Annotated in this window: 23 protein-coding genes and 1 other RNA gene; 11 read left to right on the top strand and 13 right to left on the bottom strand. The window is 68.7% G+C overall.

The features are described from left to right. Positions 1-107 precede the first annotated feature (107 nt). Positions 108-833 carry a ComF family protein gene (locus XarbCFBP7408_RS14085; RefSeq protein ID WP_181106630.1) on the bottom strand — a complete coding sequence of 242 codons (726 nt, stop codon included), beginning with the start codon at positions 831-833 and terminating at the stop codon, positions 108-110. A 49-nt stretch (positions 834-882) separates the two neighbouring features. Between XarbCFBP7408_RS14085 and bioB the strand changes: the two genes are divergently transcribed. The 5 genes from bioB (at position 883) to bioC (ending at position 6,111) form a co-directional block, all read left to right on the top strand. Further along, a complete protein-coding gene (gene bioB / locus XarbCFBP7408_RS14080) occupies positions 883-1,917 on the top strand; it encodes a biotin synthase BioB (RefSeq protein ID WP_104563487.1) in 1,035 nt (344 codons plus the stop codon). Between the two features lie 97 nt (positions 1,918-2,014). Continuing rightward, a complete protein-coding gene (gene bioF / locus XarbCFBP7408_RS14075) occupies positions 2,015-3,220 on the top strand; it encodes an 8-amino-7-oxononanoate synthase (RefSeq protein ID WP_104563486.1) in 1,206 nt (401 codons plus the stop codon). Between the two features lie 225 nt (positions 3,221-3,445). Continuing rightward, a complete protein-coding gene (gene bioH, locus XarbCFBP7408_RS14070; RefSeq protein ID WP_104563518.1) occupies positions 3,446-4,207 on the top strand; it encodes a pimeloyl-ACP methyl ester esterase BioH in 762 nt (253 codons plus the stop codon). Between the two features lie 44 nt (positions 4,208-4,251). Further along, positions 4,252-5,034 (top strand): SDR family oxidoreductase, encoded by a 783-nt coding sequence (locus tag XarbCFBP7408_RS14065; protein ID WP_104563485.1) that lies wholly within the window; start codon positions 4,252-4,254, stop codon positions 5,032-5,034. Positions 5,035-5,226: 192 nt separating this feature from the next. Beyond that, on the top strand, positions 5,227-6,111 hold the full coding sequence (gene bioC / locus XarbCFBP7408_RS14060) for a malonyl-ACP O-methyltransferase BioC (RefSeq protein ID WP_039517288.1): 885 nt from the start codon (positions 5,227-5,229) through the stop codon (positions 6,109-6,111). A 171-nt stretch (positions 6,112-6,282) separates the two neighbouring features. On the opposite strand, the gene XarbCFBP7408_RS14055 is transcribed toward bioC, so the two are convergent. After that, positions 6,283-6,358, bottom strand: a non-coding RNA gene (locus XarbCFBP7408_RS14055) — sX9 sRNA. Positions 6,359-6,475: 117 nt separating this feature from the next. Between XarbCFBP7408_RS14055 and lpxO the strand changes: the two genes are divergently transcribed. After that, positions 6,476-7,381: a lipid A hydroxylase LpxO gene (gene lpxO, locus XarbCFBP7408_RS14050; protein WP_104563484.1), complete on the top strand. Its 906-nt coding sequence runs from the start codon at positions 6,476-6,478 to the stop codon at positions 7,379-7,381. 178 nt (positions 7,382-7,559) lie between these two features. Here the strand turns inward: lpxO and XarbCFBP7408_RS14045 are convergent, their stop codons facing one another. The 3 genes from XarbCFBP7408_RS14045 to XarbCFBP7408_RS14035 form a co-directional block, all read right to left on the bottom strand. Next, positions 7,560-7,979 carry a nuclear transport factor 2 family protein gene (locus XarbCFBP7408_RS14045; RefSeq protein WP_104563483.1) on the bottom strand — a complete coding sequence of 140 codons (420 nt, stop codon included), beginning with the start codon at positions 7,977-7,979 and terminating at the stop codon, positions 7,560-7,562. An 80-nt stretch (positions 7,980-8,059) separates the two neighbouring features. After that, positions 8,060-8,677, bottom strand: coding sequence for a YdcF family protein (locus XarbCFBP7408_RS14040; RefSeq protein WP_104563482.1), 618 nt, complete (start codon positions 8,675-8,677; stop codon positions 8,060-8,062). After that, positions 8,662-9,621 (bottom strand): pyridoxal-phosphate dependent enzyme, encoded by a 960-nt coding sequence (locus XarbCFBP7408_RS14035; RefSeq protein WP_104563481.1) that lies wholly within the window; start codon positions 9,619-9,621, stop codon positions 8,662-8,664. The genes XarbCFBP7408_RS14040 and XarbCFBP7408_RS14035 overlap by 16 nt, the downstream gene beginning before the upstream one ends. A gap of 157 nt (positions 9,622-9,778) precedes the next feature. Here XarbCFBP7408_RS14035 and XarbCFBP7408_RS14030 point away from each other — a divergent pair, with 157 nt between their 5' ends. Then, entirely contained in the window at positions 9,779-10,240 is a 462-nt protein-coding gene (locus tag XarbCFBP7408_RS14030; RefSeq protein WP_104563480.1) for a hypothetical protein, read from the top strand. Between the two features lie 581 nt (positions 10,241-10,821). Then, positions 10,822-12,726: a tRNA uridine-5-carboxymethylaminomethyl(34) synthesis enzyme MnmG gene (mnmG, locus tag XarbCFBP7408_RS14025; RefSeq protein ID WP_104563479.1), complete on the top strand. Its 1,905-nt coding sequence runs from the start codon at positions 10,822-10,824 to the stop codon at positions 12,724-12,726. 83 nt (positions 12,727-12,809) lie between these two features. On the opposite strand, the gene XarbCFBP7408_RS22965 is transcribed toward mnmG, so the two are convergent. Further along, entirely contained in the window at positions 12,810-12,947 is a 138-nt protein-coding gene (locus XarbCFBP7408_RS22965; RefSeq protein WP_181106628.1) for a hypothetical protein, read from the bottom strand. On the opposite strand from XarbCFBP7408_RS22965, the gene XarbCFBP7408_RS14020 reads away from it, so the two are divergent. Further along, entirely contained in the window at positions 12,946-13,656 is a 711-nt protein-coding gene (locus tag XarbCFBP7408_RS14020) for a DUF2490 domain-containing protein (protein ID WP_104563517.1), read from the top strand. The genes XarbCFBP7408_RS22965 and XarbCFBP7408_RS14020 overlap by 2 nt on opposite strands. 126 nt (positions 13,657-13,782) lie before the next feature. On the opposite strand, the gene XarbCFBP7408_RS14015 is transcribed toward XarbCFBP7408_RS14020, so the two are convergent. After that, complete coding sequence (locus tag XarbCFBP7408_RS14015; protein ID WP_104563478.1) at positions 13,783-14,751, bottom strand: alpha/beta hydrolase; 969 nt, start codon at positions 14,749-14,751, stop codon at positions 13,783-13,785. A gap of 43 nt (positions 14,752-14,794) precedes the next feature. Here XarbCFBP7408_RS14015 and XarbCFBP7408_RS14010 point away from each other — a divergent pair, with 43 nt between their 5' ends. Continuing rightward, positions 14,795-15,046, top strand: a complete 252-nt coding sequence (locus XarbCFBP7408_RS14010) for a hypothetical protein (RefSeq protein WP_146093772.1) — start codon at positions 14,795-14,797, stop codon at positions 15,044-15,046. A gap of 30 nt (positions 15,047-15,076) precedes the next feature. Here XarbCFBP7408_RS14010 and XarbCFBP7408_RS14005 read toward each other — a convergent pair whose 3' ends face one another. After that, positions 15,077-15,937, bottom strand: coding sequence for a PA4780 family RIO1-like protein kinase (locus tag XarbCFBP7408_RS14005; RefSeq protein ID WP_104563476.1), 861 nt, complete (start codon positions 15,935-15,937; stop codon positions 15,077-15,079). A 147-nt stretch (positions 15,938-16,084) separates the two neighbouring features. Between XarbCFBP7408_RS14005 and XarbCFBP7408_RS14000 the strand changes: the two genes are divergently transcribed. Then, positions 16,085-16,942 (top strand): IclR family transcriptional regulator domain-containing protein, encoded by an 858-nt coding sequence (locus XarbCFBP7408_RS14000; RefSeq protein ID WP_104563475.1) that lies wholly within the window; start codon positions 16,085-16,087, stop codon positions 16,940-16,942. 16 nt (positions 16,943-16,958) lie between these two features. Here the strand turns inward: XarbCFBP7408_RS14000 and XarbCFBP7408_RS13995 are convergent, their stop codons facing one another. From XarbCFBP7408_RS13995 to pcaG, 5 genes are all read right to left on the bottom strand, one after another. Further along, the gene (locus XarbCFBP7408_RS13995) at positions 16,959-17,882 is read right to left on the bottom strand and encodes an alpha/beta hydrolase (protein ID WP_181106626.1); all 924 of its coding nucleotides are present in this window, start codon (positions 17,880-17,882) and stop codon (positions 16,959-16,961) included. A gap of 266 nt (positions 17,883-18,148) precedes the next feature. After that, positions 18,149-18,553, bottom strand: a complete 405-nt coding sequence (gene pcaC / locus XarbCFBP7408_RS13990; RefSeq protein ID WP_104563474.1) for a 4-carboxymuconolactone decarboxylase — start codon at positions 18,551-18,553, stop codon at positions 18,149-18,151. A gap of 234 nt (positions 18,554-18,787) precedes the next feature. Next, a complete protein-coding gene (gene pcaD / locus XarbCFBP7408_RS13985; RefSeq protein WP_104563473.1) occupies positions 18,788-19,576 on the bottom strand; it encodes a 3-oxoadipate enol-lactonase in 789 nt (262 codons plus the stop codon). A 10-nt stretch (positions 19,577-19,586) separates the two neighbouring features. Continuing rightward, positions 19,587-20,969 carry a 3-carboxy-cis,cis-muconate cycloisomerase gene (locus XarbCFBP7408_RS13980; protein WP_429001393.1) on the bottom strand — a complete coding sequence of 461 codons (1,383 nt, stop codon included), beginning with the start codon at positions 20,967-20,969 and terminating at the stop codon, positions 19,587-19,589. Positions 20,970-21,259: 290 nt separating this feature from the next. Beyond that, positions 21,260-21,823: a protocatechuate 3,4-dioxygenase subunit alpha gene (gene pcaG / locus XarbCFBP7408_RS13975; protein ID WP_104563471.1), complete on the bottom strand. Its 564-nt coding sequence runs from the start codon at positions 21,821-21,823 to the stop codon at positions 21,260-21,262. Position 21,824 lies beyond the last annotated feature (1 nt).

Here is a 21,824-nt window from a genome sequence, read left to right as displayed (position 1 = left end):
GTCAATCGCCTCGGCTTCAGCCCCCCCCCCCCCGCGGAAGAGGAGTTGGGGTGAGGGTACGGGCGAAGCCCCCATGCTGCAGCTCACAATCCGCAGCCCACCAGGCCTCACGGCACCCGCGCGCATACCCATGCATCCACCCGCTGCACCCCCGCCTTTCGCAACGCCTTTGCCGCCGCGTGCAGCGTCGCACCGGTGGTCATCACGTCGTCCACCAGGGCCACGTGCGCCGGCAACGCGCCGCGTGCCACGAATGCATCGCGTAGATTGCGCCGACGCTCGGCCGCATCCAGCTCCGATTGCGGCGCGGTCGCGCGGACCCGGCGCAGCAACGGCAGGCAGGGCAGCCGCAGCGCGCGGCCGAGCGGTCTGGCCAGCTCCAGCGCCTGATCGTAACCGCGCTGGCGCAAGCGCTGCCGATGCAGACTCACCGGCACCAGCGCCTGCGGACGCGGCAGGCCTGCGCAACGCCTGGCCATCAACGCGCTGAGCAGACGCCCGGCAGCCAGATCCTGGTGGAACTTGAAACGCCGCAGCAAGCCGTCCACCGGCCAGCGATAGGTGAAGCACGCATGCACGCGCTGCAGCGGTGGCGGATGCCGCAGGCATTGCCCGCACAGCAGCGCGCCATCGCAGGCAGACAACTGCAGTGCGCAGCACAGGCAGGCGTGCGCGTGCTCCGGCAACGCGGCGCGACACGACGGGCACAGATCGCAATCGTCGCTGCCTGCCTCCGCGCACACCAGGCACAGGCTCGGCAGCAGCAACCGCAACACCCGTCGCGGCCACCTGTAAACCGAGCGCACCTCATCGAAGTTGACAGCCTCCTCCATGCTCACCAGACTGCCTGGCTTCCAAGCCGCTGACTGTCAGGAAACCCCGATGTCTGTTGTCGTCCGTCATGACTGGGATCGCAAAGAGCTGCAGGCGCTGTTCGAGCTGCCGTTTCCGGAGCTGCTGCACCGCGCCGCCGGCGTGCATCGCGCCCATTTCGATCCGGCTGAAGTGCAGGTTTCCACGTTGCTGTCGGTCAAGACCGGCGGCTGCCCGGAAGACTGCGCGTACTGCCCGCAGGCGCAGCGCTACGACACCGGCGTGACCGCGCAGAAGCTGATGGAGACCGAAGAGGTCGTCGCCAAGGCACGCCAGGCCAAGGCCGCCGGCGCCTCGCGCTTCTGCATGGGCGCGGCCTGGCGCTCGCCCAAGCAGCGCGACATCCCCAAGGTCGCGGCGATGATCCGCGAGGTCAAGGCGATGGGCCTGGAAACCTGCGCCACGCTCGGCATGCTCGACGCCGGCCAGGCACGCGCGCTCAAGGACGCCGGGCTGGACTACTACAACCACAATCTGGACACCGCGCCGGATTACTATGACTCGATCATCCACACCCGCCAGTATCAGGACCGCCTGAACACGCTGGAGCATGTGCGCGATGTCGGCCTGAAGACCTGCTGCGGCGGCATCGTCGGCATGGGCGAAACCCGCGAGCACCGCATCGGCCTGCTGCTGGCGCTGGCCACGCTGCCGGCGCATCCGGATTCGGTGCCGATCAACCAGCTGGTCCAGGTCGCCGGCACCCCGCTGCACGGCACCCAGCAACTGGACCCGTTCGAGTTCGTGCGCATGATCGCGGTCGCCCGCATCACGATGCCGCGTTCGATGGTGCGCCTGTCTGCCGGCCGCGAAGCGATGAGCGACGAACTGCAGGCGCTGTGCTTCCTGGCCGGTGCCAACTCGATCTTCTACGGCGAAAAACTGCTCACCACCGGCAACCCGGACACCGAACGCGACCAGGCCCTGTTCCAGCGCCTGGGCCTGCGGCCGATGCAGATCACCGTCGACGCCGCCGAGCACGACCACCCCGGCACCGTGCATGCGGAGATCACCCGCAGCACGGCCTGCGAGCACGCCGCCTAACCGCGAATCGAACGTCCGGCACCGGTCGTCGGTGCCGGCTGGGCGTGCCGGGCGCGGCAGGCTACGCTAACGCCCCCTTCTGCCGTTGAACGCCCCCATGGCCCGCCCCGATCTGCACGAACGGATTTCGTCGCTGCGCACCTTGCGTGTGGCCCAGGAACGGGTGCGGGTGCGGCGGCTGGTGGGCCGTCGCGATGGCGTGCGGCTGGAGGTCGATGGCCGCTGGCTGACCGGTTTCTGCTCCAACGACTATCTGGGCCTGTCGCAGCAGTTCGAAGTGGTCGCCGCGTTGCAGGACGCCGCCGCGCGCGATGGAGCCGGCGCCACCGCCTCGCACCTGATCTGCGGCCACCACACCGCGCACGAAACGCTGGAGCGCGAGATCGCCGACTGGCTCGGCTATCCGTCGGCGCTGCTGTTCGGCAGCGGCTTCATCGCCAACCTGGCAGTGCAGCAGGCCCTGCTCAGCGAGGACGACGATGTCTGCGTGCAGGACCGGCTCAACCACGCCAGCCTGCTCGATGCCACGCGCCTGGCCGGCTGCCGCTTGCGCCGCTATCCGCACCTGGATGTGGAAGGTGCGATGCGTCAGCTCAAGGGCGCGCCCGAGGGCGCGGCGATGCTGGCCAGCGATGGCGTCTTCAGCATGGATGGCGATGTCGCGCCGCTGCGTGCGTTGAGCCTGGTGGCACGCATGCAGCAGGCGCTGTTTTACGTCGACGATGCCCACGGCGTGGGCGTGCTCGGCCCGCAGGGGCGCGGCTGCGTGGCCGATGCCGGACTGGGCGCGGCCGAAGTGCCGCTGCAACTGGTGACCCTGGGCAAGGCGCTCGGCGGCTATGGCGCGGTGGTGGTCGGCGACGACGCGCTGGTGCGCCATCTGGCCGAAACCGCACGCCCCTACATCTACACCACCGCGTTGCCGCCGGCGCAGGTCGCCGCGACGTTGGTAGCAGTGCGACTGGCGCGTCGCGACGATTGGCGGCGCGCCAAGCTGGTCGAGTCGATCGGCAGTTTCCGCGATGGTGCACGCCGGCATGGCTTCGAGCTGATGGCCTCGGATACGCCGATCCAGCCCCTGCTATGCGGCGAAGAAGCCACGGTGATGGCGATGTCCGCCGCGCTGGAACAGGCCGGTTTCCTGGTCGGCGCGATCCGCCCGCCCACCGTGCCCGAAGGCAAGGCGCGTCTGCGTGTAACCCTGTCTGCGCTGCATACGCCGCAGCAGGTGCAGGCCTTGATCGAGGCCATCGTGCAGGCGCGCGATGTGGTCAGCCGGCAACCGCTGCGTGCGTCTGCCTGAGGGCGACGATCGAGACGATTGCGCAGGAGCGGCCGTGTCCGACGTGGCGGCGTCCGCGTCGCTGATGCGACCAGGATCGCTGCTGTCGGCGCGCTCATGCACTCCCGCAACCGGCTTGGCGCGCAGCGCAGATCGGCGCCACGCGCAATGCATGCTGGCGCAAGACACTGCGCGCCGCACGCGCCGACCCATGCGCCGGTCGGCGCCATCAGCGACAATCCCCGCATGCATATCGATGTCATCGGCCACGGGCCTGCGCTGGTTCTTCTGCACGGTTGGGCGTTGCACGGCGGCGTGTTCGCGCCATTGGTGGAACGCCTGGCCGCGCACCATCAACTGCATCTGGTGGATCTGCCCGGGCACGGTTTCAGCCGTGGCGACAGCACGCCGCTGGCGCTGCCGGACGTGGTCGCCGGCATCGCCGCCGCCACCCCGCCGGCGGTGTGGATCGGTTGGTCGTTGGGCGGGCTGTTTGCGCTGCATGCCGCGGCCACCCAGCCCAAGGTACGCGGGCTGGCGATGATCGCGGCCACGCCGCGTTTCGTGCGTGGCCACGATTGGCCCGACGCGGTCGAGCGCGAGGTGTTCGTGCAATTCGGCCAGGACCTGGCGCGCGACTATCGCGGCACGCTGGAGCGGTTTCTGGCGCTGGATACGCTAGGCTCGGCGCATGCCCGCAGCGAGTTGCGCAGCCTGCGCGAGACGCTGGTGGCGCGTGGCGAACCGGCCGCCGAAGCACTGCAGCAAGGGCTCACCCTGCTCGAACGTACCGATCTACGCCGCGCCTTGCCGCAACTCGCGCGCCCCAGCCTGTGGATCGCGGGCCAACGCGACCGGCTGGTGCCGGCGGCCGGCATGCAGGCCGCCGCCGCGCTGACGCCGCACGCGCAGGCCCTGACCATCGCCGGTGGCGGTCACGCACCGTTTCTTGGCCATGCCGATCAGGTCGCCGAGGCGCTGCAACGCTTCGTTGCGTCCGTGCCGTGAGCGGATCGTCGATCATGCGCAATCGCTGATCGAGGACACATCGTATGGATCTGGGAATCGCCGGGCGCTGGGCCCTGGTCTGCGCCGCCAGCAAGGGCCTGGGTTTGGGCTGCGCACGCGCATTGGCCAGCGAAGGCGTCAATGTGGTGATCGCCGCGCGCGGCCGCGATGCACTGGAACACGCCGCTGATGCATTGCGCGCACTTCCCGGTGCCGGCCAGGTACGCAGCGTGGTCGCCGATATCGCCACGCCGGAAGGACGCAGCGCGGCGCTCGCCGCCTGCCCGCAGGTCGACATCCTGATCAACAACGCAGGCGGCCCGCCGCCGGGCGATTTTCGTCAGTGGGAACGCGATGACTGGCTGCGCGCACTGGACGCCAACATGCTGGCGCCGATCGAACTGATCCGTGCCAGCGTCGATGCGATGCGCGCGCGGCGCTTCGGCCGCATCGTCAACATCACCTCCAGTGCGGTGAAGGCGCCGATCGACATCCTGGGCCTGTCCAATGGCGCGCGCGCCGGCCTTACCGGCTTCGTCGCCGGGCTGGCGCGCAGCACGGTGGCCGACAACGTCACCATCAACAATCTGCTGCCCGGCCAGTTCGCCACCGACCGCCTGCGCGGCAACTTCGCGGCGATCGCGCAACGGCAAGGCAGCAGTGCCGAAGACGTCGCCGAGCGCAAGCGTGCGGGCATTCCGGCCGCACGCTTCGGCGAGCCGGACGAATTCGGCGCGGCCTGCGCGTTCCTGTGCAGCGCGCAGGCCGGCTACATCACCGGGCAGAACCTGCTGATCGACGGCGGCAGCTATCCCGGCACGTTCTAGAGCGCCTCGGCCACGCGGCGAGTCGTGGCGACCGCCGCGGACATCCGGTGGGGTTTTGGCCAAGCCCCGTTGAACCCCTTGCCGCTCGCCGCGCAGCCACCGGCAGACCGAACGTCTGCAGACTCGCCAGGCCGATGCCAGGCCATCCATCGATTCCCTCCGCCCCGGCCACAGGCGACAATAGCGCCGCTCATGAACAGTACCTTCGACCCCCGCCACGTCCGGCGCGCCTTTGCGCGTGCCGCCAGCAGCTATGCCGCCGCCGCCGCGCTACAGCGCGAAGCCGAAGCGCGCCTGCTCGAATCGCTCGACTACCTGGGCGACCAGGTGCCCAAGGTGGTGCTGGATGTCGGCGCCGGCCCCGGCCATGCCAGCGGCGCGATCAAGAAGCGCTGGCCCAAGGCGCAGGTGATCGCACTGGACCAGGCCATGCCGATGCTGCGCCAGGCGCGCAAGGCGGCGGGCTGGTGGAAGCCGTTCGCGCAGGTCTGCGCTGATGCACGCGCCTTGCCGGTGGCCGACGGCAGCGTGGACGTGATCTTCAGCAACCTGTGCCTGCAGTGGGTGGAAGACCTGCCGGCGGTGTTCGCCGGTTTCCGCCGCGCGCTGCGGCCGGGCGGCCTGTTGCTGTGCTCCACCTTCGGCCCGGAGACGCTGATCGAGTTGCGCGAGGCCTTCGCCCAGGCCGACCCGGCCCCGCATGTCAGCCGCTTTCCGCCGATCGCCCAGTTCGGCGATGCCTTGCTGATGTCCGGCTTCCGCGACCCGGTGCTGGACCGCGACCTGTTCACGCTGACCTACAGCGACCTGCCCGCGCTGATGCGCGAGCTGCGCGCGATGGGCGCCACCAACGCACTCAGCAATCGCCGCGCCACCCTGACCGGACGCGGCCGCTTTGCCGCCGCCAGCGCCGCCTACGAGCCCTTGCGGCGGCCGGACGGCACCCTGCCCAGCTCCTGGGAAGTGATCTATGCCCACGCCTGGGCACCGGCGCCGGGCGCGCCCATCCGCGAGCAGGGACACGATGTCGCCAGCGTCCCGGTGGCCTCGATCCCGATCCGCCGCCGCATCGACTAGCGGCGGTGCAGATCGCCGGCAGCAACGTAGCCGTTGCCGGCGAGACACACAGTTTTGCGACGGCACCCATGCAGAGTTGTCAGGCGCGGTCGCCACACCCGGTAGAATTCAGCAGTTAACGGCCGCATGTTCCTGTGTCGGCCTGCCTTTTTTCGATGTCTCGACCGGAGTGGCTAGCAAAACGCAGCAAGCAGTCGTCAGGTGGCTGCAGGCGGCGCGCAGGAACCGCTGTGTACGCGTGGTACATGCAGGCTCCGCGCACCGGCAGCGCCCCAGGCCGCTGCACTGTCGTTTGATCGCCGCTCTTACGTTTACGGCTCCCGTCCCCCAATTTGCGGCCCCCGCCCCCCAATCGGCCTTCCCAATGTTGAAGTGGCTCATCATCGCGCTGTTCATCGCATCGGCGCTGTACATCCATTACCGCGGTCGCGTGCGGCACCGGCTCAGCCGGCAGCTGCTGGACCATTCCACCTTCATGGCGCCGATCAACACGCTGATGTACCTGTGTTCGCGGGTGCCGACCACGCCGTTCATCGATCCCGGCAAGGAATTCCCGGAGCTGGCGCCGCTGCGCGCCAACTGGCCGCTGATCCGCGATGAAGCGGTGGCGCTGCAGCAGATGCAGAAGATCCGCGCCGCCGACGGCTATACCGACATCGGCTTCAACTCGTTCTTCCGCCGCGGCTGGAAGCGCTTCTATCTGAAGTGGTACGGCACCGCGCACCCGTCGGCGTCCGAACTGTGCCCGCAGACCACTGCGTTGCTGCAGTCCATCCCCACGGTCAAGGCCGCGATGTTCGCCGAGTTGCCGCCGGGCAGCGAACTGCGCCCGCACCGCGACCCGTTCGCCGGGTCCATGCGCCTGCACCTGGGGCTGGCCACGCCCAACGACGACCGCTGCTTCATCGATGTCGACGGGCAGCGCCACAGCTGGCGCGATGGCGAGTGGACGATGTTCGACGAGACCTATATCCACTACGCGCGCAACGACACCGACCAGGACCGCATCATCCTGTTCTGCGACATCGAGCGCCCGATGCGCTGGCGCTGGGCCGCGGCGGTGAACCGCTTCGTCGGCCGCAGCCTGCTCTCGGCCGGCGCCTCGCCCAATCAGGAAGGCGACAAGACCGGCGGCATCAACCGCGTGTTCCGCTATTTCTATGCCGCGCGCCTGAAGGCCAAGGCGCTGAAGGAACGCAACAACCCGCTGTACCAGACGCTCAAGTGGGGCATCTTCATCCTGGTGGTGGTCGGGATCGTGTTGCTGTAACCCCACCCACCCACGTAGGAGCGCACCCGGGCGCGATAAGGCATTACCGGTAACGCCCCATCGCGCGCGAGCGCGCTCCTACATAGGCAGAGCACCAATCCACCCGGGCGCCACCAGGCATTGCCGGGAACGCCTTATCGCGCCCTGGTGCGCTCCTACGCCGTGACGGTCGATGCGCTCAGCGCGAGACCTGCGCGATCCATTCCTGCAGGTTGTAGTAGTTGGTGACGCGGGTGATCTTGTCGCCCTGCACATCGAAGAACGCACCGCCCGGCAGCACATAGGTCTGCCCGTTGGCCTCCGGCAGACCTTCGTCGGTGGTGTGGTAGACCCCGTGCACCACGTACTCGGCACCGACCCGCGTGCCATCCTCGTTGGCGGTGATCACGATGTCGCGCAGCTGTTCGCGGTAGCTGTCGTTCATGCGCTGCAGGAAGGCGGCAAATTCCGCCCGGCCGATCTCGCGCGGGCCCTGGTTGAGGTCGTGCGCGACGTCGTCGGCCAGGAACGCCAGCATGGCATCCCAATCGCCGCGGTTGAATGCCGCGTAATAGGCCTGAACCAGGCCGGTGGCGTGTTGTCGATTGCGCTCGCTCATGCTCGAACCTGCCGCTGGGAAAGCCGCATCATAGAGCGCGTCTTGCGCTTGAACACGCCTGCCATGCGGCATACCCGGCGTCAGGCGCCCTGCACCACCAGGTCGCGATGGAAGTAATAGACCTCCTGCAGCAGGAAGCGCCAACTGGTGTGGAAGCTGCGAAAGCGCGTACTGGGCGTGGAAGAGGCCAGCGCGTCCACCCCCAGCTCATCGCTCAGCCGCAGCGCGCGCGCCATGTGCAACGGGTCGCTGACGATGATCGCCCGGTGCATGCCGTGCCGGTCCATCAGCGCGCGTGCCTGCTGCAGATTCTGCCGGGTGGTGCGCGAGACCGTCTCGATCACGATCGCCTCCGGCGGTACGCCGTGGCGTAGCGCATAGCGCCGCGCCACCTGCGACTCGGCAAAGCGCGCGCCATTGCCGAAGCCGCCGGTGAACAGCAGCCGCGGCGCATAGCCCTGCGCGTACAGGTCCAGCGCATGCCGGATGCGCTCTTCGAACACCGGCGAAGGGCGCGCGTCGTAGGCGGCCGCGCCCAGCACGATGATCACGTCGGCCGGCGCGGCCTGGTCGCGATCGCCGACCCACACGATCCAGCCGGCCACGCCCACCAGCCAGATCAGCGTCAGCATGCACAGGCGCCAGCACCAGCCCCACAGACCGACCCCACGCGAGCGCCTGCTCACGCCGCGGCCCAGGGCAGCGCATCCAGGTCGACATTGCCGCCGGACAGGATCAGCCCGACCCGCCGCCCGGCAAAGCGCACCGGGTCGGCCAGCACCGCCGCCAGCGCAATTGCCGAGGACGGCTCCACCACCTGCTTGAGCACCTGCCAGACCAGCCGCATCGCCTGCACCACCGCGGCATCGTCGACCGTGATCACCTGTGCACCGGCGTGCTGCAGCAGCGTGAAATTGGGCGCGCCCAAGCTACCGCGCAGACCGTCGCACACAGTGTCCGGCACGAAATCGACCAGCCGCTGCCCGGCCGCCAGCGAGCGTGCGGTATCGGCCGCCCCGCTCGGCTCGGCCAGCACCAGCGCACAGCCCGGCGCCGATTGCAGCGCCAGCGCAGTGCCGGCGGCCAGCCCGCCGCCGCCGACCGGTGCCACCAGCACATCCAGCCCGCCGCTTTGCTGCAGCAGCTCCAGCGCGGCGGTGCCCTGCCCGGCGATCACCGCCGGATCGGTATACGGATGCACCAGCGTCGCGCCGCTGCCGGCCTGGACCTCGGCACACATCCGCTCGCGCGCCGCGATGGTGGGCGCGCAGCGCCACAGCGTGGCGCCGTGACGGGAGATATTGGCCAGCTTGGCGGCCACCGCGCCTTCGGGTACCACCACGTGGCAGCCGATCCCGCGCGTGCGCGCGGCGAGTGCGAGTGCGGCGCCGTGATTGCCGGACGAATGGGTGACCACCCCGCGCGCGGCCAGCTCCTCCGGCAACGACCACACCGCGTTGCAGGCACCACGGAACTTGAATGCGCCGCTGCGCTGCAGGTGTTCGGCCTTGAAGAACAGCTGCGCACCGCACAGGGCGTCCAGGCTGTGCGAGGTCAGCAACGGTGTCGGCACGCACTGCGGCGCGATGCGCGCAGCGGCTTGCAGGACGTCGGAATGGGCAAGCGGGACCGTCTCGATCATGCCTGCAAGATTAACGTATCGTCTCTGCCTTCACGGCTGCACGCGCAGCGCCCGCGCATGCTGGATCGATGCAGAAGCACCACATTGCGGCACAGTTAAGGACCGATTCAATGCATCGGTTCGACAGTGACACCATGGTTGCAGGAGGGCACCATTCATGAAATTCCGTCTGATCTTCGCCGCCGGGCTGTTGGCCCTGGGCGGCTGCGCAACCTACGACTACACCGGTGCTGGGTCGGGCGGCTATTACCGCGGCGCGCCTGCGGTGCAGTACCGCTACCCGCCGGGGTACTCGCCGTATTTCTACGGCAACCCCTACGGTTACCCTTACGGCGCCGGTTCGATCGGGCTGTACGGCTACCCGGCATATCCGGTCTACCGCGGCGGCGGCTATTACTACCGCCCGAACGATCGCCGCCCGCAGTACCGGCCGCCACGTCCGAACGGCTCGTTCAACAATGGTCCCCGTCCCAACGGCCCGCGCCCGCAGCGCCCCAGTCGCCCACCGGCGGCCGGCGCTCCGCCGTCGCAGCCGCCACGCATCGGTGCGCCGCCACGGGTGATCCGGGAGATTCAACGGCAGACCGCACCGCGCAATACGCGTGAGCAGATTCCCTGAGTTGCTGACTGCGACGTGGCCCACAGATGGTGATGTTGGGGGCTTGCGTTCAGCCGGCACTTGGTCGCAAGCTAGGCGCTCTGTGACCCGCCACGTCATGTTTTGACCTGGCCCGGCTCACTGACCGACTTATGTCGATGTCCGACAGGGAAATCTGGATCCCCCCTGTTCCGGCCCTGTCGGATATCGGCGCCTCCAACGCATAGAGCCCCGGCATGCCGGGGCTTTATGTTTTGTCGTGCGGGCTGCTCTGCCACGCCTGGGCATCCCCGTTGGAGCAGTCAGGGCTGCGGCGGGCGCTGGATCGCGGGAAAAAATAAGGGTCGGCAGTCCCCCGACTACCGACCCTTACGCTACCCCATCGCACGCGTGGCTGGCCCCTGTTCCAATTCCAGCCTTGCGCCCATGTCGCAATGCCACGACGGGTGCACTAGGGATATCCGCACGGAACATGCCAACTTGAGGGTCAGTGTTCAATAATGTGATTCACATCACACTTTTACCGATTAAGTGACCTCGCTCGCCCTTCAGCCGCTACGTTCGCGGCCGCCAACCTCCTTCTGCATCCTGGTCCCACGCCCATGTCCGACTCCTTCTATCGCTACGACGTCATCGTGATCGGCGGCGGCCATGCCGGCACCGAGGCCGCACTGGCGTCCGCGCGCGCCGGTGCGCGCACCTTGCTGCTCACCCATAACATCGAGACGGTGGGCGCGATGAGCTGCAACCCGGCCATCGGCGGGATCGGCAAGGGCCATCTGGTCAAGGAGATCGACGCGCTGGGCGGGGCGATGGCACGCGCGGCAGATCAGGCCGGCATCCAGTGGCGCACGCTCAATGCCTCCAAGGGGCCGGCGGTGCGCGCCACCCGCTGCCAGGCCGACCGCAACCTGTACCGCACTGCGATCCGCTGCATCGTCGAGGCGCAGCCCAACCTGACCGTGTTCCAGGCGGCGGTAGACGACCTGATCATCTACAACGGCGCCGCCGAAGCCGACAGCGTGCGCGGGGTCATCACCCAGACCGGGCTGCGCTTCGAAGCGCCCTCGGTGGTGCTGACCGCCGGCACCTTCCTGGCCGGCAAGATCCACGTCGGCGAGACCCAGTACGCGGCCGGACGCATGGGCGACCCGCCGGCCACCACGCTGGCCGCGCGCCTGCGCGAGCGGCCGTTCGCGATCGACCGGCTCAAGACCGGCACCCCGCCGCGCATCGACGGGCGCACGCTCGACTACAGCGCGATGGCCGAACAACCCGGCGACGATCCGCTGCCGGTGATGTCGTTCATGGGCCAGCGCGGCGATCACCCGCGCCAGGTCAGCTGCTGGATCACCCAGACCACCGAGCAGACCCACGACATCATCCGCAACGCGCTGCATCGCTCGCCGCTGTATTCCGGGCAGATCGAAGGCATCGGCCCGCGCTACTGCCCGTCGATCGAAGACAAGGTGGTGCGCTTTGCCGAGAAGAGCAGCCACCAGATCTTCGCCGAGCCCGAAGGCCTGGACGTGGCCGAGATCTATCCCAACGGCATCTCCACCTCGCTGCCGTTCGACGTGCAGCTGGCATTGGTGCGCTCGATCCACGGGTTTGCACAGGCGCATATCACCCGCCCCGGCTATGCGATCGAGTACGACTTCTTCGACCCGCGCGGGCTCAAGGCCTCGCTGGAAACCAAGGCGGTGGGCGGGCTGTTCTTCGCCGGGCAGATCAACGGCACCACCGGATACGAGGAGGCCGCTGCACAAGGCCTGCTGGCCGGGCTCAATGCCGCGCGCCATGTGCAGGGATTGCCGGCGTGGTCGCCGCGCCGCGACGAGGCCTACCTGGGCGTGCTGGTGGACGATCTGATCACCCACGGCACCACCGAGCCATATCGCATGTTCACCAGCCGCGCCGAATACCGCCTGCAGCTGCGCGAGGACAACGCCGATGCGCGGTTGACCGGTGTCGGCCGCGCGATGGGCCTGGTCGACGATGCGCGCTGGGCGCGCTTCTCGGCCAAGCAGGAGGCGGTGCAGCGCGAACGCGCGCGTTTGTCCGTGCTCTGGGCGACCCCGGGCAATGCGCTGGGCCGCGAAGTGGCCCAGACCCTGGGCGTGGCGGTGAGCCGCGAAACCAACGTGCTGGACCTGATCAAGCGCCCCGAACTCAACTACGCCACCTTGATGCGCGTGCCGACGCTGGGGCCGGGCGTGGACGATGCGCAGGTGGCCGAGCAGGTGGAGATCAGCGTCAAATACGCCGGTTACCTGGACCGCCAGCGCGACGACATCGCACGCCAGCAGCGCCACGAAACCACGCCGATTCCGCAGGGATTCGATTATGCCGGCGTGCGCGGGCTGTCGATCGAAGTGCAGCAGAAACTCGAGCGCGTGCGCCCGCAAAGTATCGGCCAGGCGCAACGCATCGCCGGCATGACGCCGGCGGCGATCTCGCTGCTGCTGGTGCATCTGGAGCGCGCGCGCCGCAGCCAGGTGGCGTAAGCGCTCGCCCGGTGCGCGGGCAGCTGCATGGCGGCCGCCTGTTCGGACACGCGCGTTTTACGCGCCTAACGCGCGAATGTTTGTCAGCGGATGTCACGGCGCGATGGCATGTCGCCGTAGGCGAAGCAACACACCGGTATCGCAGCGGCGGTGCCGGGAAGTTTGATGGAGGTCGCGATCGAGTTGGTATGCTCCGGCACCACTGACGACTTCCTGATCATGAACAGACTGCGCGCGCTGCTGACGGCCACCTACCGAATCGCCTGCCCGGCCCTGCTGCTGATGCTGGGCGGCACCTCGCAAGCGGCCGCGCAGACCGAGGAAGACGGGCGTTACTGGCTGAGCGTGTATGCCCAGGGCAAGCTGCCGGTCGAAAACCTGTACTGGAGCATGGATGTGCATCCACGCTGGCGCGAAGAGGGCGAACAGTTCGACCAGTTGATCCTGCGCCCTGCGGTGTTTTACCGGTTCACTCCCAAGGCCAGTGTCTGGACGGGTTACGACACCATCATCAGCCACCCGGCCGGGCAATCCTCCAACCGCGAAAATCGCTGGTGGGGGCAGTTTCAATATCAGTTCGATCCGATTGCCAATATCACCATCACCAGTCGCACCCGCCTGGAGCAGCGTCACCGCGAAGGTTTCAGCGACGAGGGGTATCGGGTGCGCCAGATGATCAGGGCGGTCCGGCCCAGTGCGCTGTCTCCGCAACTGTCGTGGGTGGCGTTCAACGAACTGTTCGTCAATCTCGACCAGACCGAGTGGGGCGCCCGACGCGGTCTCGACCAGAACCGCGTCTTCGTCGGCATCAACTGGAAGTTCAATGACATTGCCAATGTCGACGTCGGCTATCTGGGTCAGTTCGTCAACACCAGCACGGTGGACCGCGAAAACCACGTGCTGATGACCACGTTCCGCTTCAACTTCTGATGGGTGGCCCGCAAGGCTTGCGCACCTGCGGGCCTGGATCGTCGTCTTTCCCTCAAGCGGTGATCCGCATGCCGGCATCGCTGCAGCGCTGCGGCAGCGCGCGCATGGCACGCCTGCCGCAGGCCCTTATGCGGCCCTGCGCTCGACGGCAGGCAGCAGGCGCTGGCGCAGCAGCAGCGCTGCCATCTCCAGCGTTTCGCCGGCGGCGCGCAGGACGCCGCCCATATTGATGAAGCCGTGGATCATGCCGGGAAAGCTGTGCAGGGTGACTTCCACACCGGCGGCGCGCAGGCGTTCGGCATAGCTGCGGCCTTCGTCGTAGAGCATGTCGCGCTCGCCCACGATGACCAGTGCGGGCGCAACGCCGGCCACCTCCGGCACCAGCATCGGCGAGACGCGCCAGTCCTGTGCAATGGCCGGGTCGGGCAACAGATGGCGATTGAAGAAGCGCACCGCCTCTGTGGTCAGCGGCGGCAGGCCGGCGTTGTGCGATCGCGACGGGTATTGGCCGTTGTCCTCGCGCGCATCGGTGAGCGGATACACCAGCACCTGGCAGCGCAATGCGATCCCGGCATCGCGCGCGGCCAGCGCCGCGACCGCGGCCATGGCCCCGCCGATGCTGTCGCCAGCCACGGCCAGGCGCTGCACGTCGGCACCGACCGCATCGGGCTGGGCAAGCAGCCAGTGCATGGTCGCAATCACGTCCTCCACGCCGGCCGGCGCGGGATGTTCCGGCGCCAGGCGATAGTCGACCGCCAGCAGCTGGCAGCCGGCACGCGCCGCCAGTTGCCGGCAGACATCGTCGTGGGAGTCGAGGTCACCCACCACACCGCCGCCGCCGTGCACGAACAGGCAGGTCGGGGCCGGACCGGCAGCCAGCCCGGACGGGCGATACAGACGCAGGCGCACCGGGCCGGCAGCGGTGCCGGCCTGCAGGTCGCGCACCTCGGCCATCTCCACACGCGGAAAGCCCAGCTGCGTGCCGAGTGCACGCATCATGGCGCGCGCGCCTTCGATCGGCAGGGTTTCCATCGGTGGTTGAGCGGCGTGTTGAAGCTGGGCAAACAGGCGCACGACATCGGGATCAAACGACATGGCGGACTCTCCGGGAGACGATGGCTGAGCCTGCCAGATACTTATGATCAATCACCATTCGACGCCATCAATCGGTTCAGTGACGTTGCCGGAGATGCGCCGCAGCACCGCAAAAACCCCTGTGATACCGCTGCATGCGCCTGCCATGGCGATGCCTGGCGAACAGTCGCATCATCAGCATCTGTTGGTTTTTTGCTGCACTGCATCGTGGCTGCGCGCCTGCATCGGCGCGCACCTGCATGACAGTCATGAGCGATGCATGCCGGCATGCGCGCCAACTGTGTCGCTGCTGTGACGCCGCATCGCGCGCGCGCGCAACAGCGGCCTAGTCGTCGTCCTCGGCAGCGGCCTCGCGGCCCTGCTGACGGATGAGGTTTTCCTGGCGTGCGTCCTCGATCGAGGCGCGGATGGCACGCACGTCGGCGCGCCGGGTGTCGAACCTGAAGCGGCCGCTCAGCACGCTGTCCGGGCGCAGCTCGCCCTTTTCGAACAGCGCCCACATCTCTTCGCCGTAATGGGTGTCCAGCAGCTCCGGGGCGAAGCGGCCGAGGCAATCGCGCAGGTTGTGCACATCGCGCAGCAGCATGTCGCGTGCGGCGTTGTTGCCGGCAGCACTGACCACCTGCGGGAAATCGATCAGCACCGGGCCCCCGGGCGAGACCAGCACGTTGTATTCGGACAGGTCGCCGTGCACCAGGCCCAGCGACAGCATCTTGACCACATCGCCGATCAGGCTGCTGTGAAAGCTGCGCGCCTGCTCCGGCTCCAGGTCCACTTCGCCCAGCCGCGGTGCGCTGTGGCCGGCCTCGTCGGTGACCAGGTCCATCAGCAGCACGCCGTGGAAATAGCCGCGCGGCCTGGGCACGTGCACGCTGGCGTCCATCAGTTGATAGAGCACCTCGGCTTCGGTGTTCTTCCATGCGGTCTCGGCTTCGCGCCGGCCGAACTTGGTGGCCTTGCCCATTGCGCGCGCCTGGCGGCTGCCACGCACCTTGCGGCCTTCCTGATATTGCACGCGTGCCTGGAAACTGCGTTGCGCCATGTCCTTGTAGACCTTGGCGCACAGGATGTCGGCGCCCGTACTGACCACATAGACGGATGCTTCCTTGCCGCTCTTCAGTGGTCGCAACACTTCGTCGATGATGCCGTCGTCGATCAGCGGTTGCAGGCCCTTGGGGGTTTTCATGGACTAAGGAGACCGATCCGAAACAAACCAGCAACGATTATGCGGCAACCAGGGTGAAGCGCTTACATGTCCAGGCGCAAGCTGCGACCGGGGGCATGTATCGGCTTGAGCGCTTACCATGCACGGACCCGTCCACCCTGCGATCCGATGCCCGAGCCCGCCTCCAGCCGCCGCAAACGCACCGCCGCCGTGGCCACCGCCGGGAGCGAGCGCGGCCTGCCGCATGCGTTGATGCAGCAGATTGCCGCCGCCCAGGGCGACCCGGACTTCATGACCTCGCTGGGCCGCGGGCTGGTGGTGCTGAGCGTGTTCGCCCAGCACGCGCGCGAGGTGACGATGTCGCAGATCAGCCTGGAAACCGGCATCTCGCGCGCTGCGGTGCGGCGGGTGCTGCATACCCTGGCCAGGCTGGGCTATGTCGGCGAGCAGGGCCGCGGCTACGTGCTGCTGCCGCGCGTGCTGGGGATCGGCGGTGCGTATGCAGCGTCTTCGTCGATGACCGCGGCGGCGCAGCCGGTGCTGGACGGGCTGCGCGACCAGTTGCACGAATCCTGCTCGCTGGGCGTGCTGGACGGCGACGACCTGCTGTACGTGGCGCGTGCCGAGACGGTGCGCATCATGTCGATCGGGCTGCGCCCGGGCACACGCCTGCCGGCTTACTGCACCTCGATGGGCCGCGTCCTGTTGGCCGCCCTGCCCGGCGACACCTTGCAGGCGTACCTGGAGCGCACCACGCTGCGCCCGCGCACCGACCGCACCGTGACCCAGGCTTCTGCACTGCTGGAAGTGCTGGCACGCACGCGCCGCGAAGGCATGTGCCTGACCGACCAGGAACTGGAGATCGGCCTGCGCTCGATCGCGGTGCCGGTGCGCAACCTGCGCGGCGAGGTGATCGCCGCGCTCAACATCGGCGCCCAGGCCGGGCGCGTGAGCCTGCAGACGATGCAGACGCTGCTGGAGCCGTTGAAGCAGGCGGCGCAGCGGCTGGGTGCGTTGTTGAGTTAGTCGCCGGCGGGCGCGCTCAGCGCGGCCGGCGCAGGAAGCTCACCACCGCATCCACCCAGGCGGCATGGCTGTCCTCGACATGCGCCACGTGATCGGCGTGCGGCAGCGTGACCCAGCTGCGGTCTTCGCTGCGCAGACGTGCGTACAGGTGCGCGTTGTCCGCCTGGGTCGCGATGGGATCGTCGACGCCACGCAGCAGCAAGACCGGCAACGTGGTCACCTGCTCGGGCTGGAAGGCGAACTGCTCCATCGCGCGCCAGTCGGTGCGCACCGGGTCGGCCGCTACCGCCTGCGTCACATAGGCCGCACGCACGCCGGGCGGTGCGGCGTTGGAGGTGATGAAATCCTCGCCGGCCGCCGCGGCCGTGGTGCGCGCACGCAATGGCTGCGCCGGCGCCGGGGTGGTGTCGGGCGCTGCGTCGACATCGTCGGGGAAGCCGTACAGCACCAGCGCCGACACCGCCTGCGGATGTTGCTGGCCGACCAGCAGCGCGACCCGCGCGCCATTGGAATACCCGAGCAGCGCCGGCGGCGGCAGCTGCGGATGCTGGCGGGCGACCCAGCTCAGCACCGCATCGACATCGGCCACGGCGCGCGCGGGCGTGTTCCAGCCGCTGCGATCGCGCGTACTGCCGCCATAGCCGCGCAGATCGACCGCGTAGGCGGCATAACCGGCCTGCGCCAATGCCGCCAGCACCGAGCGCGCATCGCGCGGTTCGTCGGCAACCTGCAGATCGAAATTGGGCAACGCACTCCAGGTGCGCCCGTGCACCAGCAGGATCGTGCCGCGCGGCTGCGCGGGGACGCGCGACCACACCGCCAGCGTCTGGCCATCGTCGGCGCGCACCTGCGCCAGCTCGGTTCCGGGCCCGGGATGCGGTCGTGCCTGCAGCCCGGATGCGGTGAGCAGCAAAAGCAAACACATGGTACGCAGCAGCATCGGCAGCCTCATGGGAAATGTCCTGTGCGAACGCAAGCGGTGGTCCGTTGCGACACGTGCATCATCCCGTCGTCGATGGGCGATGTCATCAGCGGCGATGTGCATACCGGATGGCCAGGGTGCAACGCAGTGCGCGCGCTGGATCGCCACCCTGCCCGGCGTGCCCTGAGTGCAGGCCAGGGGCACAGCCAACCGAACCGGTCGCATTTGCACCGCATGCCGCGCAAATGCAGCATGCCTGCTGCATTCACGCATCGCCGTGGCCGTCAGCCTTCGCGCACTGGCTCTTCTTCGCCTGCCTGCTCCTCGAGGATGGGCTTGGCCAGCGCGAAGGCATGGTTGGCGGCAGGCACGCCGCAATAGACCGCGGCCTGCAGCAGGACTTCCTTGATCTGCCCGGGTGTGACCCCGTTGTTGCGCGCGGCGCGCACATGCAGCTTGAACTCCTCGTCGTGGCCCAGCGCCACCATCATCGCCAGGGTCAGCAGCGAACGGGTATGCGCGGGCAGGCCGTCGCGGGTCCAGATGGTGCCCCATGCGTAGCGGGTGATCAGCGCCTGGAACTCGTCGGTGAACTCGGTGCGTGCGGCCAGCGAGCGCTCGACATGCGCATCGCCCAGGACGCGTCGGCGTTCGCGCAAGCCTGCCTGGTAACGCTCGTCTTCGTGCATCGGAATCTCTCCTGCGTGGGAATGGGGAATGGGGAATCGGGGTGCTGGCGGCGAGCGCAGGGCGAGCGCTGGGACATCAGGTGCATTGGTTGCGATTGACGTCGCCGGCGACAGGCAGCTGGCCGTGGTCAGCTGGGCGCAGATGCAACGCATGAGCGGGAATGCCGGGCGGCGTGCGTGCCGGATCGGGGTGACGGCTGCATGCGTCCGGCAGCTGCCTGGCCGGATGGAGGGTCACACGTGGTCGGCCTGCAGAAAGCCCAGCACGCTGTGGTTGAACGCGGCCGGCGACTCCAGGTTGCAGATATGCCGGCCGGGCACCTGTGCGTAGTGGCCGTGCGGGGCGGCGTAGGCGATCTCGCGCAGATCGGCCGGCGGACAGACCGGGTCGTCGTCGCCGGCCAGTGCGAGCAGTGGCAGCTCCAGCGTGTCCAGCGCGTCGCGGAAGTCGGCGTCGGCCACCGCCTGGCAGCAGGCGATATAGCCCTGCGGCGATGTCGACACGAAGGCGGCCACGATCATGTCCAGGCGCTGCGCATGGCTGATGGCAAACGGTGGGGTGAACCAGCGCTGCAAGGTGGCATCGACCAGCCCCGGCAGGCCTTCGCTGCGCACCTGCTCGATGCGCGCGTTCCAGCTCTCGCTGCTGCCGATCTTCTGCGCGGTGGCGCACACCACCAGCCGGCGCAGGCGCTGCGGCGCATGCAGCCCCAGCCATTGCCCGGTGAGTCCGCCGATCGACAGGCCGCAGAAGTCGCTCTGCGCGATCTGCAACGCATCCCACAGCGCCAGCACGTCCTGGCCCAGGTCGGCAACCCGATACGGGCCGGGCGGCGTGTCCGAATCGCCATGGCCGCGGCGGTCGTAGCGCAGGATGCGGTAATGCGGCGCAAACGCGGCGATCTGCACGTCCCACATGTGCAGGTCGGTGCCCAGCGAGTTGCAGAAGGTCAGCCAGGGGCGGCCTTCGGTGCCGTCGAGGCGGTAGTGCAGGCGATGCGTGGGCAACTGGAGATAAGCCATCGGAGCACCGTCAGCGGGATGAAGAAGCGGCCAGCACGCGATCGATCCAGACCGAGGACATGCCGCGCCAGCTGTCCACATCGAACACCGCCTGCAGTTGCGCCTGCGTGAGTACCGCGCTCACCTGCGCGTCGTCGCCGAGCACCTCGCGCAGATGGCGCTGCTGTGCCTGGGCGCGTGCCACCGCCTGTTCGACCAGCGCATGCGCCTGTGGCTTGCCGAGCCGTGGTGCCAGCGCAAACACCGCCGCCTCGGCGTACAGCGCGCCGCCATGGCTGTGCAGGTGCGCGCGCATGGCCTCGCGGTCCAGGTGCAGGTCGGCCAGGCAGCCTTGCATCTGCGCCAGGCTGCCGGCGGTCAGGCACACGATCTGCGGCAAGGTCTCCCATTCGGCATGCCATTGGCCGGCGGCGCGTTCATGCGGCTGCGCCATCGCGCTGAACAAGGTCGCCACCAGGCCGGGCACGCGGGTGGCAGCCGCAACCGCGGCGACGCTGGAGACCGGATTGCGCTTGTGCGGCATCGCCGAGGAGCCGCCCTTGCCGGCTGCGGCCGGCTCGAACACTTCGCCGACTTCCGATTGCATCAGCAACACCACGTCGCCGCCGATCTTGCCCAGCGTACTGGCCAGCAGGCCGAACGCACAGCCGACCTCGACGAGGCGATCGCGTGCGGTATGCCACGGCATCGCGGGCAACGGCAGCGCCAGCGTGGTTGCCAGCGCCTTGGCGACATCCAGACCGCGCTCCTGCAACGACGCCAGCGTGCCGGCCGCGCCGCCGAACTGCAGCACCAGGCCGTCGTGCTGCAAGGACTGCAGGCGGCTATGCGCGCGCTGCAGCGCATCCAGCCAGGCAGCGAGCTTGAGCCCGAACGTGACCGGCACCGCCTGTTGCAACAAGGTCCGTCCGGGCAGGCCGGTATTGCGTTCGCGCGCGGCCAGCGCAGCCAGCTCGGCGCACAGGCCCTGCAGGCGCGGCAGCAGCAGGGCTAGCGCGGCGCGCAGCTGCAGCACCGTGCCGGTGTCGATGACGTCCTGGCTGGTGGCGCCCCAGTGCACCCAGCGCGCGGCCTGCGCATCGTCGGCGGCCACGCGCGCGGTCAGCGCCTTGACCAAGGGAATGGCGGGGTTGCCGGCAAGTGCGGTGGCCTGGGCCAGCGCGGCCAGATCGTAATGCTGCACGTCGCAGGCAGCCGCAATGGCCTGCGCGGCCTCGGCGGGAATCACGCCGCAGTGCGCCTGCGCGCGGGCGAGCGCGGATTCGAATTGCAGCATCGCCTGCACCCGCGCCGTATCGTCGAACAACGCGTCGCAGGCAGGCTCGCCAAACAGGGATCCCAACAGGGAAGACGTCGCAGTCATGCATGGCCTCGGGTGGCGTGCCGGCAGCATGGCACCGATGCGCGGGAGTGCCAACTGGCGTGCGCGGTGCTGGGTGGGGTGCACGCGTGGTGGTCGGTGCGGGTCATGCGTGCTGCACGTTTGGACAAGGCGCGTGTCGCGGCGGGATCACGGCATTGCACGCAGCGGCCACGCGATCGCGATGGATCACCGAGGGCAGCGCGCGCCGGCACCTGCCTGCCCGGCGCGCGGCGACGGCTGCGCCGCACCTGCACGCGGGTGCAGGGGTGCTGCTCGCACGGAGACAACCCTGCATGGCAACCCGCGCACCGACGGCGCGATCAATAGTTGAAGAACACCGTTTCCGCATCGCCCTGCAGATGGATGTCCCAGACGTAATCGCTGCCACCGCGCGAGTGCGCCAGCAGCGTGCTGCGGCGCCCGGCCGGCACCAGGGCCAGGATGGGGTCGCTGCCCAGCTGCGGATCGTCGGCGAAGTACAGCCGCGTGGACACGCCGCGCAACAGCCCGCGCATGAAAACCAGCACGCTCAGATGCGCTGCCTGCAGCTTGCCATCCGGCCCGGCGACCCGGCCCGGCTTGACGGTGCTGAAGGAAAAACGCCCCTGCGCGTCGGTCGGCACACGGCCCCAGCCATCGAAGCCGGGATCGTGCGCCTGGCAGCGCGCGTCGGCGGCATGCGCATAGATGCCGGCCGCATCGGCCTGCCACAGTTCCAGCACCGCGTCGGCCACCGGGTTGCCGGCGCCATCGAACACGCAACCGCTGACCCGCACGTGCGTGCCCGCGGCCTGCGCAGGCGCGAGTTGCGCGCGATACAGCGGCTCCAGCCCGAGCCGGTAATACGGGCCAACGGTTTGCGACGGGGTGGCGTGCAGGCTCATC

Origin of the sequence: Xanthomonas arboricola pv. guizotiae, from assembly GCF_002940205.1 — a bacterium.
GTDB classification, from domain to species: domain Bacteria; phylum Pseudomonadota; class Gammaproteobacteria; order Xanthomonadales; family Xanthomonadaceae; genus Xanthomonas; species Xanthomonas arboricola_C.
This window is presented reverse-complemented; position numbering and strand designations above follow the sequence as displayed.